We start from the raw sequence: 14332 nt of genomic DNA on the forward strand, positions 1-14332 counted from the left end.
GCGGGGACGCCGCTGGCCATGGCTCGCCGCTGTCGGGTTTGTCGCCATGCTCCGTTTTTTCGTTTTCAGCAATTATATGGTGGAAGGAAAGTCAATGATGCCGACGCTGCAAAGCGGCAATTTGCTGATCGTCAATAAGATCCGTTATGAAATTGCCCCGATTCATCGGTTTGATGTCGTCGTGTTTCACGCCAATCAAAAGGAAGATTACGTGAAACGGGTCATCGGGCTGCCGGGGGATCGGATCGAGTACAAAAACGATGTGCTGTATATTAACGGTCGACAGGTCGATGAACCGTATTTGCGGCCGTATAAGCAGCAACTCCTTAGCGGGAAGCTGACAGGCGGTTTTACCCTTGAAGAGGTGACGGGAGAAAAGCGGGTGCCGGCCGGCTGCATTTTTGTCCTTGGCGACAATCGGCTCAGCAGTTGGGACAGCCGCCATTTCGGCTTCGTCAAAATCAGCCAAGTGGTCGGCAAGGTAGACCTCCGCTATTGGCCGTTTCGGGAGATTGCTTTCCATTTTTGAGAAAATGGCGCATCGAGGTGCGGCGACGGTTTTGCCTAAGGGAGCGGTTGCTTTCAAGGAAGGCAGTTTTTCTTTACCAAATACGAACATATGTGCTAAAATAGAAAAGATAAAGGAAACGAATGGTGGTGATCGCCGTGTCGCTTCGCTTTTTGCTTGGACGATCGGGAAGCGGGAAGACGGCTATGTGTCTTGCGGAAATCCGCCGCAAGCTGCAGGAAGATCCGAGAGGAAAGACGATTGTTTACCTCGTTCCGGAGCAGATGACGTTTCAATGTGAATACGCCTTAATCCATACCGAGGGAGCAGGAGGAATGATCCGCGCCCAAGTGTTCAGCTTCCCCCGCCTCGCCTGGCGCGTCTTGCAGGAGACGGGAGGCATGAACCGCTACCACGTCCACGATGTCGGCGTGCAAATGATGATTCGCAAAATTATTGAACAGCGGAAACAGGAGCTTAAACTGTTTGGCCGCGCGGCGGACAAAAGCGGTTTTGTCGAGCAGCTGCATGAGATGATCGCCGAATGCAAGCGGTATTGCTTAACGCCGGACGAGCTTCGCCGCCGTGTCGAGGAGCTGGAAAGCGGGCCGAGCCGGCCGGGACGGCGCCTGCTGGCCGATAAGCTCAGCGATGTCGCGCTCGTTTATGCAGAGCTCGAGCGGAGCTTAAGCGGCCATTACCTCGATTCGGAAGATTATTTGCGCCTGCTCGCCGAACAAATCCCCCGCTCCTGCTATTTGCGTGATGCCGATGTTTATATCGACGGATTCCATCATTTTGCCCCGCAAGAATACATAGTGATTGAGCAGCTTCTTCGTCATTGCCGGCGGGTCACCGTTTGCCTGACGGTCGACCGTCCGTATGATGGTGAGATGCCGGACGAGCTCGACTTGTTTTATCTGCCGGCGCAGACGTACCGCCAGTTGCGCGAGCTTGCCTTGGCCAACGATGTTTTGCTTGAAGAGCCGGTCGTGCTCGCGGAAAACCGACGTCATCAAAGCGGGGCGCTCGCCCATCTCGAGGCGCAGTTTCATCGCCGCCCGCTGCCGCCTTACGAAGCGGAAGACGGTGCGGTCTGCCTTTATGAGGCGGCCAACCGCCGCGCAGAACTGGAAGCGGTCGCCCGGGAAATCATCCGCCTTGTCCGCGACGAAGGGGCGCGCTATCGCGACATCGCACTCGTCATCCGCCAAACGGAGGCGTACCGCGACCTTGTGAAGACGGTGTTTTTTGATTTTGGCATCCCGTATTTTATGGATGAAAAAGAGCCGATGCACCATCATCCGCTCATTGAACTTGTGCGCGCTGCTTTGGAAACAATTTCCACAAACTGGCGGTATGAGGCGGTGTTTCGCGCTGTGAAGACGGATTTGCTCTTTCCGTTGGACGGTGACTTGGTCATGTGGCGCGAGGCAGCCGACAAACTCGAAAACTATGTTCTTGCTTATGGGGTGAAGGGGGACAAATGGACGAGCGGCGAGCGCTGGCCGTATCGGCGCTACCGGGCGCTTGACGGGTTGAATGTGCCGCAGACGGATGAAGAACGGCAATTTGAGGACAAGTTGAACGAATGGCGGGAGACGCTGGCCGCCCCGCTCCGCCGCCTTGAGCGCCGTTTGCGCCGGGCTAAGGACGGGCGCGGGTATTGCACGGCGCTATATCTCTTGTTAGAAGAATTGCAGATTCCGAAAAAGCTGGAACAAATGAGCGCGCAGGCGGAAGCGGAAGGCCGCCTCGTGGAAGCGCGCCAGCATGAGCAGGTGTGGAACGCGGTCATCGATTTGCTTGACCAATACGTTGAAATGCTCGGAGCGGAACCGTTGTCGTTAGCCGAATTTGCTAAAATTATCGAGGCCGGGCTTGACCGGCTTGAGTTCTCCCTTGTGCCGCCGGCCATCGATCAAGTGATCGTCGCCCAGCTCGACCGTTCGCGCCTCATCGGCGTGAAGTATGCGTTTGTCATTGGCGCCAACGATGGCGTCATTCCGGCCAGGGCGAAAGAGGATGGGCTTATGGCGGAAATCGAACGGGAGCAGCTGCGCGAACTCGGTGTGGCGCTTGCGCCGGGGAGCCGGGAACAGCTGTTTTACGACCCGTTTTTTATCTACCTGGCGCTTGCCTGTCCAAGCGAACGGCTGTATGTTACATACCCGCTGGCCGATGGCGAAGGGAAAGCGCTCATGCCATCGCCGCTGATTAAACAATTGTCGGAGCTGTTCCCGAAGGTGAAGGTGCGCTTGTGCGGCAACGATCCGTTCGATGCCCCGGAAGAGAAGGCGGAGGCGTTTGTGACAGCGCCGCAGGCGACACAAACGTATTTGGTCAGCCAGCTGCGCGCATGGAAGCGAAACTATGGCATCGATCCGCTTTGGTGGGATGTGTACAACGTGTTCATCGCCCGCCCGGAATGGAACGAGAGGGTGCAAAAGGCGGTGTCGGCGCTGTTTTATACAAACAAAGCCGCGCCGTTGAAAAAACAATGGAGCCGGCGGTTGTACGGAAAAAAAATTCAGGCGAGCGTCTCGCGCATGGAGCAGTTTCAAAAATGCCCGTACGCCCATTTTATTTCACACGGGCTGCGCTTGAAGGAGCGAAGCATTTTCCGCCTCGAGGCGCCGGATGTCGGCCAGTTGTTCCATGCGGCCATTAAACAAATCGCCGACCGGCTGCGCGAACAGCACGTTGATTGGGGCGAACTGTCCCAACCGGATTGCGAGCGTCTGTCGGATGAAGCGGTCGAACGGCTTGCCCCCCTCATTCAACAGCAAGTGCTGTCCAGTTCGTCTCGCTATGAATATATGAAACGGAAATTAAAACACGTTGTCGCCCGCACGACCCACGTGTTGAGCGAGCATGCGCGGGCGAGCGGCTTTGTTCCGATCGGGCTCGAGCTGGCGTTTGGACCGGGCAGCGACTTGCCGCCGCTTCGCTTTCAACTACGCGACGGGACGGTTATGGAGCTTGTCGGGCGAATCGACCGCGTTGACAAGGCAGAAAGCAGCGAAGGAGTATTTCTTCGCATCATCGATTACAAATCGAGCGCCAAAACGCTTGATTTGACGGAAGTGTATTACGGTTTGGCGTTGCAAATGCTTACCTATTTGGACATTGTGCTCACGTATGCTGAGCAACTTGTCAAACAGCCGGCGCTGCCGGCCGGGGTGCTCTATTTCCATGTCCATAATCCGATTGTGAAGGCGAAGCAGTGGCTTGACGATGAAGCGGAGATGGCGAAACAACTTCTTGAGCCGTTTCGGATGCGCGGTCTGCTGCTTGCCGATGTGGAGGCAATCCGGCTGATGGACAGTCAATTGGAAAAAGGGCAGCGGTCGCTGATTGTGCCGGTTAGGCTGACGAGCAGCGGAGCGATTCATTCTCAGTCTTCGGTCGCGAGCGCTTCTGATTTTGATGCGCTTCGCCAGCACGTCCGCCGTCTGTTTGCCGATATTGGCGGACAAATCGCTGACGGCATTGTATCGATTGCCCCGTACAAGCTGAAAAGCAAAACAGCGTGCGACTTTTGCGCCTTTAAGTCCATATGCCAATTTGACGAGGCGCTGTCCGGCAACGAATTCCGAAAGCTTGCCCCACAGACGGGGGAAGACGTGATGAAGAATATAACGAAAGGGAGGGGAGAGTCTTGAGCGTTGCGTTTCGCCCGAAGCCGGCCGGAAGCCGGTGGACGGATGAACAGTGGAAAGCCATCGTGGCCGGCGGCCGGGACGTTCTCGTCGCTGCGGCGGCCGGGTCTGGAAAAACGGCCGTTCTTGTTGAGCGAATCATCCAAAAAGTAACGGCGGAAGACGGGGCGACCGATATTGACCGCCTTCTTGTCGTCACGTTTACGAACGCTGCGGCGGCTGAGATGAAAGCAAGGATCGGCGAGGCGCTCGAGCGCGAACTCGCCAAGCGGCCGCATTCGCTCCATTTGCGGCGCCAGCTCAGCCTGCTCAACCGCGCCTCGATTTCGACGCTCCATTCGTTTTGCTTAGATGTCATCCGCAAATATTATTATTTGCTCGATCTGGATCCGTCGTTTCGCATCGCTGATGAGACAGAAATCGAACTGCTGAAAGAGGACGTCCTTGAGGAGCTGCTTGAGGAGGAATATGGAAAGGCGGATAACGAGCGCTTTTTTGCCGTCATTGATGCTTACACCGGAGACCGGAGCGATGCCGAGCTGCAAGACATGATTTTCGCGTTGCATGACTTCTCCCGCTCCCACCCCGCGCCCGATGAATGGCTGAAAGGCCTTGTATCCATGTATGAGGTCGATGAACAGACGCCGCCCGAGTCGCTTTTGCCATCGCGCTATATCAACCAACATGCGGCGATGGAGCTGGCAGCGGCCAAACGGCTCATCGAAAGGGCGTTGCGTCTTGCGCAGGAACCGGGCGGGCCGCGGCCGTATGAGAAACGGCTGCGCGAGGATGCCGCCGTTGTCGCTGAACTTGAAAGATGGCGGTCGCAATCGTGGGAAGGACTGTATCGTGCTTTGCAGTCGCTGGCGTTCGGCCGGCTTCCGGGCTGTCGCGGCGATGGCTATGATAAGTGGCTCGTCGATGAGGCGAAATCGCTTCGCGACCAGGCGAAGAAGAAACTGGAAGCGCTGCGCGACAACATATTTTCGCTGCCCCCGTCTGTCTGGATCCGCCATATGCGGGAGATGAAGCCGGCGGTTGAGACGATCGTTGCGCTTGTCCGCCGTTTTTCCGATAGGTTTCAAGCCGTGAAACGTGAAAAAGGGATCGTCGACTTTTCTGATTTGGAACATTATTGTCTGCATGTTTTGCGGCAGCGCGACCCGAAAACGGGCGAATGGCAGCCATCGGCGGCCGCTTTGGAGTACCAAGCGCAGTTTGATGAAGTGCTTGTCGATGAGTATCAAGATACGAACCTTGTGCAAGAAGCGATTTTGCAGCTCGTCAAAAAAGGAAGCGAGCGGACTGGCAACTTATTTATGGTCGGCGATGTCAAGCAGTCGATTTATCGTTTTCGCCTCGCCGAGCCGATGCTGTTTTTGGACAAATACAAACGGTTTGCCGCTGATGGGGCCGCAGGGGGAATGAGAATTGATTTGGCGTGCAATTTCCGCAGCCGCGCCGAGGTGCTGGACGGCACGAACTTCCTTTTTGCACAAATCATGGGGGAAACCGTTGGGGAGATGGCGTACGATGAAGCAGCCCAGCTTAAGTATGGCGCCGATTATCCGGATGGGGCGGATACTGTTCCGGAAGTGATGATCATCAACCGGCAGCGCGCGGCGGAAGAAGAGGACGAAGAGGCAGCGGAGCTTGAGGGCTCCGAGCTGGAGGCGCGCCTAATGGCCGAGAAAATCAAAGAAATCGTGTCGCGGCCATTTTATGTGCATGACCGCTCAAGCGGGCAACCGCGGCGTGCCATGTACCGAGACATCGTTGTGCTCGTCCGTTCGATGACGAACGCCCCGCAAATGATCGAGCAGCTGCAGGCGCACGGCATTCCGGCGGCTGCCGATTTATCGTCCGGCTACTTTCAGGCGACGGAAGTTTCGGTGATGCTGTCGCTTCTGAAAGTCATTGACAACCCGCACCAAGACATTCCGCTCGCCGCTGTGCTCCGTTCGCCGCTGTTTCGCTTTGATGAAAACGAGCTGGCCATGATCCGCCTCGCTGATCCAAAAGGAACGTTTTATGAGGCGCTTCAGTTGTTCCGGCAAAAGCCGGCGGAAACGGATGAGGAGGAGGCAGCCAAGAAAAAAGCGGCCGCGTTTTTGGAGCAGCTCGGGCGCTGGCGAACGATGGCCCGCCGCCGCTCGTTGGCCGACCTCATCTGGCAGCTGTATCGCGATACACAATTTTACGATTTTGTCGGCGCGCTGCCGGGTGGAAAGCAACGGCAGGCCAATTTGCGCGCCTTGTATGATCGCGCTCGCCAATACGAATCGACGGCCTTTCGCGGGCTGTTCCGCTTTCTCCGCTTTATTGAGCGGCTGCAGGAGCGCGGCGATGATTTAGGAGCAGCCCGGCCGCTTGGTGAGCAGGAAGATGTCGTGCGGGTGATGACGATCCATAGCAGCAAAGGGCTCGAGTTTCCGGTCGTCTTTCTGGCCGGACTCGCCCGCCCGTTTTATACGCGGGATTTGCATCATCCGTACTTGCTGGATAAAGAGCTCGGCTTTGGCGCCCGTTTTGTCCACCCACAGCTGCGCATCAGCTATCCAACGCTGCCATTGCTGGCGATCCAAGTGAAAAAGCGGCTCGAGCTGCTCGCCGAGGAAATGCGCATTTTGTACGTTGCGCTGACAAGAGCGAAAGAGAAGCTTTATTTGATCGCCGCGGTCAACGATGCCGATAAGGAGATCGAAAAATGGAAAGGCGTTGCGGGAGAACGCGAATGGCTGCTTCCCGACGATGTGCGGGCATCGGCCCGTTCCTATTTAGACTGGATCGGCCGGGCGCTCATTCGCCACCGCGACGGGCGCATTTTAGCGGGAGAGAAGGCGCCGGATGAAATCGCCTCCCATCCGTCCGTATGGCGTATTGCCATTGTGCCCGCGGCCGAGCTGCGCAGCGGCGAGGCGGCTGCCGGCCAGGCGGACGAGAGCATGCTCGCTGCGCTTGAACATGGCCGCCCTGTTCCGGCTGGCGGCGGCTGGAAAGAGGAAGCAGAGCGGCGTTTGTTATGGCGGTATCGCTATGAAAAAGGGACGATTGTGCGCGCCAAACAGTCGGTGTCGGAGCTGAAAGAGCAACGGGTGCTGTTTGGCGAGCTGGCGAGTGAATGGCCGCTGCGCCAAGGAACAGCGCCGATTTTCTCGCGGCCGCGCTTTATGCAGGAAAAAAACGTTGACGCCGGCGGAAAAAGGAACCGCGCTTCATATCGTCATGCGCCATCTCGACTTGCGTGCGCCGGTCAGTGAAGCGTCCATCCGTGAGCAAATGGGTCGGCTCATCGAAAAAGAGCTGTTGTCGGCCGAGCAAGCCGAAGCGGTCGATGCGGCCGCGATCGCCGCCTTTTTCGCTACGGATATCGGCCGCCGCCTTTGCGCCGCCCGCGAGGTGCACCGGGAAGTGCCATTCAGTCTAGGGCTTCCGGCTTCCCATCTTTACGGGCATGACGGGATGGAAGACGACCGCCGGGTGCTTGTCCAAGGGGTGATTGACTGTGTGTTTGCGGATGAGCGCGGTTATGTGATGATCGACTATAAAACGGATGAGGTGACCGGCCGTTTTGCCGGCCAGAAAGAGGAGGCCGCCCGCTTTTTGCTCGGCCGCTACGGAACGCAAATGCGCCTGTATCGGCAAGCGATTGAGCAAATTTGGCGCGTGCCGGTAGCGGAGTGCTATTTGTATTCGTTTGACGGCCAATACATTATCGCGGTGGAATGACGCGGAGGGGGAAAGACGATGCGCATTTTGCATACGGCAGACTGGCATCTCGGGCGGACGCTTGAAGGCCGAAGCCGGTTGGCGGAGCAAGAGGCGTTTATCGACGAACTTGTCGAGATTGTAGCAAAAGAACAAATCGATGTCGTCTTGATGGCTGGCGATGTGTTCGATTCCGTCAATCCGCCGGCGGCGGCGGAGCAGCTGTTTTACGAGAGTTTGGCCCGACTGTCCGATAAAGGCCGGCGTCCGGTTGCGGTCATCAGCGGCAACCATGACCATCCGGACCGCATCAGCGCCGCCCGGCCGCTGCTTTCCGACTACAACATTTTCCTTTTTGGCCGCCCACAGGCGGAAGTTTGCCGAATTGACGTTCCGTCGTGCGGCGAGGCGATGATGCTTGCGCCGTTGGCGTACCCGTCTGAATCGCGGCTCGCTGAGCTATTGTCATCCGACCATAAGGAAACCGCGCTTCGCGATCGGTACGACGACCGCATCCGGGCGTTGTTCGCTGCGATGGCCGCCTCATTTGCCGATGAAACTGTCAATGTTGCGATGAGCCATCTATACGTGGCTGGCGGCCATACGTCCGATTCCGAGCGGCCGATTGAGGTGGGCGGCGCCTATACGGTGGCGGCTGCCAGTTTGCCCGGGGCGGCGCAATACGTGGCGCTCGGTCATTTGCACCGCCCGCAGGACGTCAGACGGGCGGAGACGGCGGCGCGCTACGCCGGTTCACCGCTTGCTTACAGCTTTTCCGAAGCTGGGCACACCAAGTCGGTGACGGTTGTCGACGTCCATCCGGGCGGAAAGGCCAACGTGACGGAGATTCCGCTTGTTTCCGGCAAACCGCTTGTCCGTTGGAAGGCGACGGACGGACTTGCCCAAGTGTATCGTTGGTGCGAGGAAGGAAGAGACCGGTCGTGCTGGATCGATTTAGAGGTCCATGTAAACGAGCCGTTGACAATGGAAGAGATTCAACGGCTGCGCAAGCTTCATCAAGGGTTTATCCATATCCGCCCGGTGTTTCCGGAACGGGAGCGGGAGGCGGCGGCTGAAACAGACCGCAAACCGCTTTCCCTTGTGGAAATGTTCCGGCGTTTTTACGAACGTCAAACCGGCGGACAAACACCGGATGAAGAGCTCGTGCGCCTTTTTTTGGAATTGGCGGCCGATGAGAAGGAAGGGGAAGGAGAAGAGGAATGAAGCCAATTTCCTTGACGATCGCCGGGCTTCATAGCTTTCGTGAAAAACAAACGATCGATTTTACGGCCCTTTGCGACGGCGGCGTATTCGGCATTTTTGGACCGACCGGAAGCGGCAAATCGACGATTTTGGATGCCATCACGCTCGCGCTGTTCGGAAGTGTCGGACGGGCGGCCAATCGGACACAAGCGATCATCAACCACGCTGAAAAGGAACTGTTCGTTTCCTTTACGTTCGAATTGGAAAATGCCGCTGGGGCAAAACGGTACACGGTGGAACGCAGTTTGAAAAGGGCGGATGAATGGCGGACGCGGAGCGCCGTCTGCCGGTTGATCGAACATCAGGCCGAGACGGTCGTGCTCGCGGACAAGCTCTCTGATGTAGACAAGGCGGTCGTACAGCTGCTTGGTTTGACTATGGAAGATTTTACCCGCGCTGTCGTTTTGCCGCAAGGGAAGTTTGCCGAGTTTTTATCCCTCAAAGGGGCGGAGCGCCGGCAAATGCTGCAGCGCCTGTTCCATCTTGAACGATACGGTGACGAGTTGAATAAAAAGTTAAAAGAGCGGCTCGCCGCCGCGGAGCAGGAATGGCAAAAAATCGAAGCGGAAAAAGCGGGACTCGGCGATGCTTCGAAAGCGGCGCTTGAGCAGGCAGAAGCCGAAGAGCGGGAGCTTGCGGCGCTGTTTGCCAAGCGCAAAAAAGAGCTTGAGAAAATCGAGGCAGACGTCGAACGGGCGAGGCAGCTTCGGGCGTGGCAGCAGGAAAAAGAAGCGGTTGAAGCGGAATTATCGGCATTGCGCCGGCGGGAGCCCGAAGTGCGGGCGCTTGAAGCGAAAAAAGGGCGGGCCGAGCAGGCGGAGCGCATTTGGCCGTACTGGGAGCAGTACGAACAGATGCGCCTCCTGCAGGCCGCGGCGCTGCAGCGGCAGGAGGCGGCGTTGCGACAGTTAGAGGCGGCCCAAGCCCACTATGAGGATGCCGTGCGCCGCTATGAGCAGGCGCGGCAGGAAAAAGCGCGGCGCGAGCCAGAGCTGTTGGCGCAAATGGAGCGGCTGCGGCAGGCGGAGCAGCTCGAACGGCAAATGGAAACACTCAAGGCGGAGCTCGCCGCCCTCCATGAGGAGTGGAACCGCTTGGCGGACCGGGAAAAAGCGGTGCAGCGTCAGTTCGAGGAAGCGGAGGCCTGGTACGCGCGCGGCTTGGCGCGCCAACAGGAGCTGAAAGAAGAGTTGCAGCGGCATGCCGCTGCGCTCGCTGACAAAGACGAAATAGAGCGCGCCTGCGAAGAGAAGCGGCGCATTGAGCAAACGGTGTCCGCTCTCGCCCGCGTCGATGTGCAGCTCCAGCAAAAGGAAGCTGCCTGGCGCCAAGCCGAACGAGAGCGGGCTGAGCGGGAGCGCCGCGCCGCCGCTGCCGGCGCCCGCCTTCATCAACTGTTTCAGCTTGTTGAACAAACGCACCATTCCGTCTGCAGCCGGCAACAAGATATCGAAAAGCGGTTGCATGTTTTGCGGCGACAGATCGAGGCGGAGCAGCAACGGATCGAAGAGGCGCAGACGGCCGAACTGGCAGCGGTTCTGGCTGAGCGGCTCCGTCCCGGTGAACCGTGCCCGGTGTGCGGCTCGCGTGAGCACCCGCATCCGTCCGCCAGGCCGCAGACGGTAGCCTCTGGTCGGTTGTCTGAGCTCGAGCAAGAGCGGCAGCGTTGCGAACAAGATTTGCAGACACTGTTCTCATTCAAGGCGCAGCTTGAGCAGCTTGCCGCGCTGGCGGCCAGCCACGGGACACCCCCTGTTCAGGCGGCTGTCCGCCCGGCAGGCGAAACCGTCGATATGGCCGTTGAAGTCCGGGCGCTCGGGCAGGATGTCATTGAACGAAAGGAAGCGGTTTACCGGGCGTTGTCGCAGTGGAATGAGGCGGAAGCGGCGCGGCGTGAAGCGGAAAACGCCTGCCGATGGGCGGCAGCGGATATCGAAGCGCTGCAAGCGGAGAAACAGCGCCTTGAAGAGGAGAAACAGCAGCTTGAACGGCAGTGGCGCGAGGCGCATCCTTCCTTTTCACTGGAAACGATCGCGGTGGTTTACGAGCAGCTGCGCGAACAAGAGAAAATGTGGCGTGATGTACAAAAACGGCTTGAAGACAGCGTTCCATTTTTAGAAGAAAAACAAAGAGCAAAAGAACAGGCGGCTGAGGAGCGTCGCCGGCTTGAGGCGGAGCGGGTGCGCCTCGAATCGCTTATGAGCGCCAAACAGGAGCTGTGGAAAGAATATGAGCGGCAACGGCGCGAGAAGGCCGGACCTGGCCCGGCAGGTGTGCAGCTTCGGGAAGCGGAAGCCGAATGGCGCCGGCTGCAAAACGGCGAACAGCAGGCGTACGATGAATGGCAGCGCGCTCAACAGCAATACCAGGCGACAGAAAGTGAGGCGAAGGCAGCGAAGCAGGCGTGCGAGGAAGCGGCCCGCCGCGAGGAAGAAGCGCTCGCTCGCTGGCGCCGCGCCTTGGCCGGCACTGTGTTCGCTGATGCTGAAGAAGTGCGAATGTCGAGGGCGGCAAAAGCGCAATGTGATGAATGGGACGAAGCCATCCGCCTTTACTGGCGCCAGGTAGAGCAGGCTGAGCACCGACGCGCCCAGCTGGCGGCTGTCATCGGCGAAGAAGCGGTGAGCGCTGAACAATGGGAGATGATGCAGCAAGTATACAACGAGTTGAAAGCGCACACTGAGATGATGACCGAGCAGCTTGGCGCGGTGCGCGGAAAAGTGGCGGAGCTGAGAAAAAAACATGTCCGTTTTGTTGAATTGGAGGCGAGGCAGGCAACTCTCGGCCGCCAAATTGAGCGGTACAAACAGCTGCAAACGTTGCTTCGCGGCAATAGTTTTGTCGAATTTATGGCGGAAGAGCAACTCGAACAGGTGACCATCATGGCGTCTGAGCGGCTGCAGCAGTTGACGCGCCATCGCTATGCGCTTGAGCTCGATTCGCAAGGCGGGTTTTTGATTCGCGATGATGCCAACGGGGGGGTGCGGCGGCCGGTGTCGACGCTGTCCGGCGGGGAAACGTTTTTGACATCGCTGTCGTTGGCGCTGGCGCTGTCGGCGCAAATTCAGTTGCGCGGTGAATATCCGCTCCGGTTTTTCTTTTTGGACGAGGGGTTTGGCACATTGGATGCCGAGCTGCTCGATACGGTCGTTTCTGCTTTGGAAAAGTTGCATACGCAGCAGCTGGCTGTCGGCGTCATCAGCCATGTCCAAGAGATTCGCAACCGGCTGCCGCGCCGTCTCATTGTCGAGCCGGCGGAGCCGTCCGGCCCCGGCACACGCGTCCGGCTTGAATGGATGTAACCCGTCTGTCGGGAGCAGTGCTTGGCGGATGCGTTGCCAGCGGCCGCTGCGCCGGCTGGTTAGTCCGGCCCACTGGATTGAAGGAACGGGGGATAGGGGGCGGTCCTTGCCCCCATTTAGTTGTTGGCGGCCACGTTTTGGTCAGATACATCGGGATCAAACGCATTTGTAAAGCTGATTGCGTTGTTTGTCATGATAAAGTCGCCGGTGTTGAACCCGCCGGATCCAGCCTGCGTTTTCGTGGCGACTTTTGGTGCGATATACAAGCAGTCGCCCATTTGCACGACCGCGCCGCTGCCGACGCTGTTGATTTTGATCGGACCGACGAATGAAGGCATTACAGCTCTTCCTTTCTATATAGACTCCCATGACAAAAAAATTTCGTCACCATCGGAAGGATGAAAAGACCTCTATGTTGAATTTTACAACTTTACACATTTTGAAGTTCGGGTATTTTCAGGATAGATGCAATTTGAAGATTTACCATTTGCAACTTTTACCGAGTATTTGATCGACTGTCGGGCGACCGAACAACGCCACTTCCAGACCCATTATATAGGTCTGTGAAGCAGGCGGTTGTTCGGTCCTCCGTCACGCCAAGGCGTGACGGAGAAGCCTGTGGCTTTCCCTCGACAGTCGAAAAGGGGCAAACCGTTTTTCCGTCAGGGGACATGTTAAACTTCCTCGTTGCCTCTATATATCTGCTGCTGACGGCATCGGGCCGGCCAGCTGGCGGATATGTTTGATGCGCGCTTCGCCTTCAGCGATGGAGGTTGAGCCGATGTGGACAACGGCCGAAGAGGAGATCCCTAGCACGCGGATCGACCGGACGGAAATGACCGGGGATTCGTGGAGCGTCTGTTGTGATGCAACCGGCGGCGGGGAAGACCAGCGTGGAATCGGCTTGGTAAAAATCGGGAATGTTTGTTCCCCTTCTGGCTCGAAAAACAGCTCGTATTGCCGCTGCACGGCTAAAGCGCGTGTGCGGGCGGAAATCCGTTCAGAGTCGCCGATTTGCAGCACAGAGCTAATAATCAACGTTTCGGCATGGAGCGCCTGAACGATCGATGTCCGTTTCACGATGCCCCACCCCGAGCCGGCACGAGCGGGACGAACGGGCCGATGATAAGTGATTCGGGCGGTGTGTCAAACGCTGATGACAAGTGAATCGCATCAGCATCGCCGATTAAAAACAGCGAGGCGCTGGCGACGGCTGTCAAGCGGATGTCCCCGACATGCACATCGCGGTTAATGACGGTATAATTCACGTTGATTCCTCCCCTGAAGGCAAGTGTTTCAAAAACGCGTCGAGCGATTGTTCAATATCCGCTTTCACTTTTTGGAAGATCTCGTTTTCGACCGTTTCATCGCGATCGCCCGCGGGAACATAGCCTTGGTTTGCTTTCTCTTGCAAATAAAAGCGGATGCGTTCATCCGTCTGTCGGGCGATATCTTGCAAAATAAACTGCCGGTACGTATCATCAAGGCGGCGGTTGTATTGCTGCTCAAGCCGCTTCAATGTTTCTGCCGCCTCACTGTTTAAGTAGGCGGCTACTTTTTCCTGAATCGGGCGCATCAACACCGGCTCCGGCTTTGGGACGACGGTTTTCACCGGTTCGACAGCGAAATCTTCGATGGTGCCGCCGGCCCCCGGTGGGGCGATGCCGATATTGAGCGTTCCTTCGAGCGTTTCCACTTTCAGCTGGTCAAATTTGTATTCAATCCGCTCGATCGTAGTGCGCGGCTGCGATTCCAGCTCCCGCAGCCGGGCTTCGAGAACGGAAAGACGTCGTTCGAGCGTCCGTACTTTGTTTGTCTGCCATAATAAATAGCGGCGCAGTTGGACGAAATAGTCGTATATACTCATGGTGCACCATCATCCTCTCTAC

At 57.5% G+C, this 14332-nt stretch carries 8 protein-coding genes and 1 pseudogene; 5 read left to right on the forward strand and 4 right to left on the reverse strand.

Annotated features, from left to right (window positions below; all coding sequences use genetic code 11):
• Nucleotides 1-46 precede the first annotated feature (46 nt).
• The 5 genes and pseudogenes from lepB to QSJ10_RS03005 all read left to right on the forward strand — a co-directional run bounded on the left by lepB (nt 47) and on the right by QSJ10_RS03005 (nt 12443).
• The gene (gene lepB, locus QSJ10_RS02985) at nt 47-529 is read left to right on the forward strand and encodes a signal peptidase I (RefSeq protein ID WP_230581313.1); all 483 of its coding nucleotides are present in this window, start codon (nt 47-49) and stop codon (nt 527-529) included.
• A gap of 137 nt (nt 530-666) precedes the next feature.
• Nucleotides 667-4173, forward strand: coding sequence for a helicase-exonuclease AddAB subunit AddB (addB, locus tag QSJ10_RS02990; protein ID WP_287136165.1), 3507 nt, complete (start codon nt 667-669; stop codon nt 4171-4173).
• A pseudogene (gene addA / locus QSJ10_RS02995) lies at nt 4170-7899 on the forward strand (helicase-exonuclease AddAB subunit AddA). The gene addB and the pseudogene addA overlap by 4 nt, the downstream one beginning before the upstream one ends.
• Before the next feature lie 18 nt (nt 7900-7917).
• A complete protein-coding gene (locus QSJ10_RS03000; protein ID WP_049624231.1) occupies nt 7918-9102 on the forward strand; it encodes an exonuclease SbcCD subunit D in 1185 nt (394 codons plus the stop codon).
• On the forward strand, nt 9099-12443 hold the full coding sequence (locus QSJ10_RS03005) for an AAA family ATPase (RefSeq protein ID WP_053532745.1): 3345 nt from the start codon (nt 9099-9101) through the stop codon (nt 12441-12443). The genes QSJ10_RS03000 and QSJ10_RS03005 overlap by 4 nt, the downstream gene beginning before the upstream one ends.
• 116 nt (nt 12444-12559) lie before the next feature.
• On the opposite strand, the gene QSJ10_RS03010 is transcribed toward QSJ10_RS03005, so the two are convergent.
• From QSJ10_RS03010 to QSJ10_RS03025, 4 genes are all read right to left on the reverse strand, one after another.
• On the reverse strand, nt 12560-12781 hold the full coding sequence (locus tag QSJ10_RS03010) for a spore germination protein (protein ID WP_033011644.1): 222 nt from the start codon (nt 12779-12781) through the stop codon (nt 12560-12562).
• Between the two features lie 355 nt (nt 12782-13136).
• A complete protein-coding gene (locus QSJ10_RS03015) occupies nt 13137-13523 on the reverse strand; it encodes a spore germination protein GerPE (protein WP_033013818.1) in 387 nt (128 codons plus the stop codon).
• Entirely contained in the window at nt 13520-13711 is a 192-nt protein-coding gene (locus tag QSJ10_RS03020) for a spore germination protein GerPD (RefSeq protein ID WP_033013817.1), read from the reverse strand. Before QSJ10_RS03020 ends, QSJ10_RS03015 begins: the two co-directional genes overlap by 4 nt.
• Nucleotides 13708-14310, reverse strand: a complete 603-nt coding sequence (locus QSJ10_RS03025) for a spore germination protein GerPC (RefSeq protein ID WP_033011650.1) — start codon at nt 14308-14310, stop codon at nt 13708-13710. Before QSJ10_RS03025 ends, QSJ10_RS03020 begins: the two co-directional genes overlap by 4 nt.
• Nucleotides 14311-14332: the final 22 nt, after the last annotated feature.

The organism is Geobacillus stearothermophilus ATCC 12980 (genome assembly GCF_030369615.1).
Lineage (GTDB): Bacteria > Bacillota > Bacilli > Bacillales > Anoxybacillaceae > Geobacillus > Geobacillus stearothermophilus.

Coding starts and splice junctions, on each gene's coding strand:
- lepB (WP_230581313.1), top strand. CDS start 47: ATGCTCCGTTTTTTCGTTTTCAGCAATTATATGGTGGAAGGAAAGTCA.
- QSJ10_RS03000 (WP_049624231.1), top strand. CDS start 7,918: ATGCGCATTTTGCATACGGCAGACTGGCATCTCGGGCGGACGCTTGAA.
- QSJ10_RS03005 (WP_053532745.1), top strand. CDS start 9,099: ATGAAGCCAATTTCCTTGACGATCGCCGGGCTTCATAGCTTTCGTGAA.
- QSJ10_RS03010 (WP_033011644.1), bottom strand. CDS start 12,781: ATGCCTTCATTCGTCGGTCCGATCAAAATCAACAGCGTCGGCAGCGGC.
- QSJ10_RS03025 (WP_033011650.1), bottom strand. CDS start 14,310: ATGAGTATATACGACTATTTCGTCCAACTGCGCCGCTATTTATTATGG.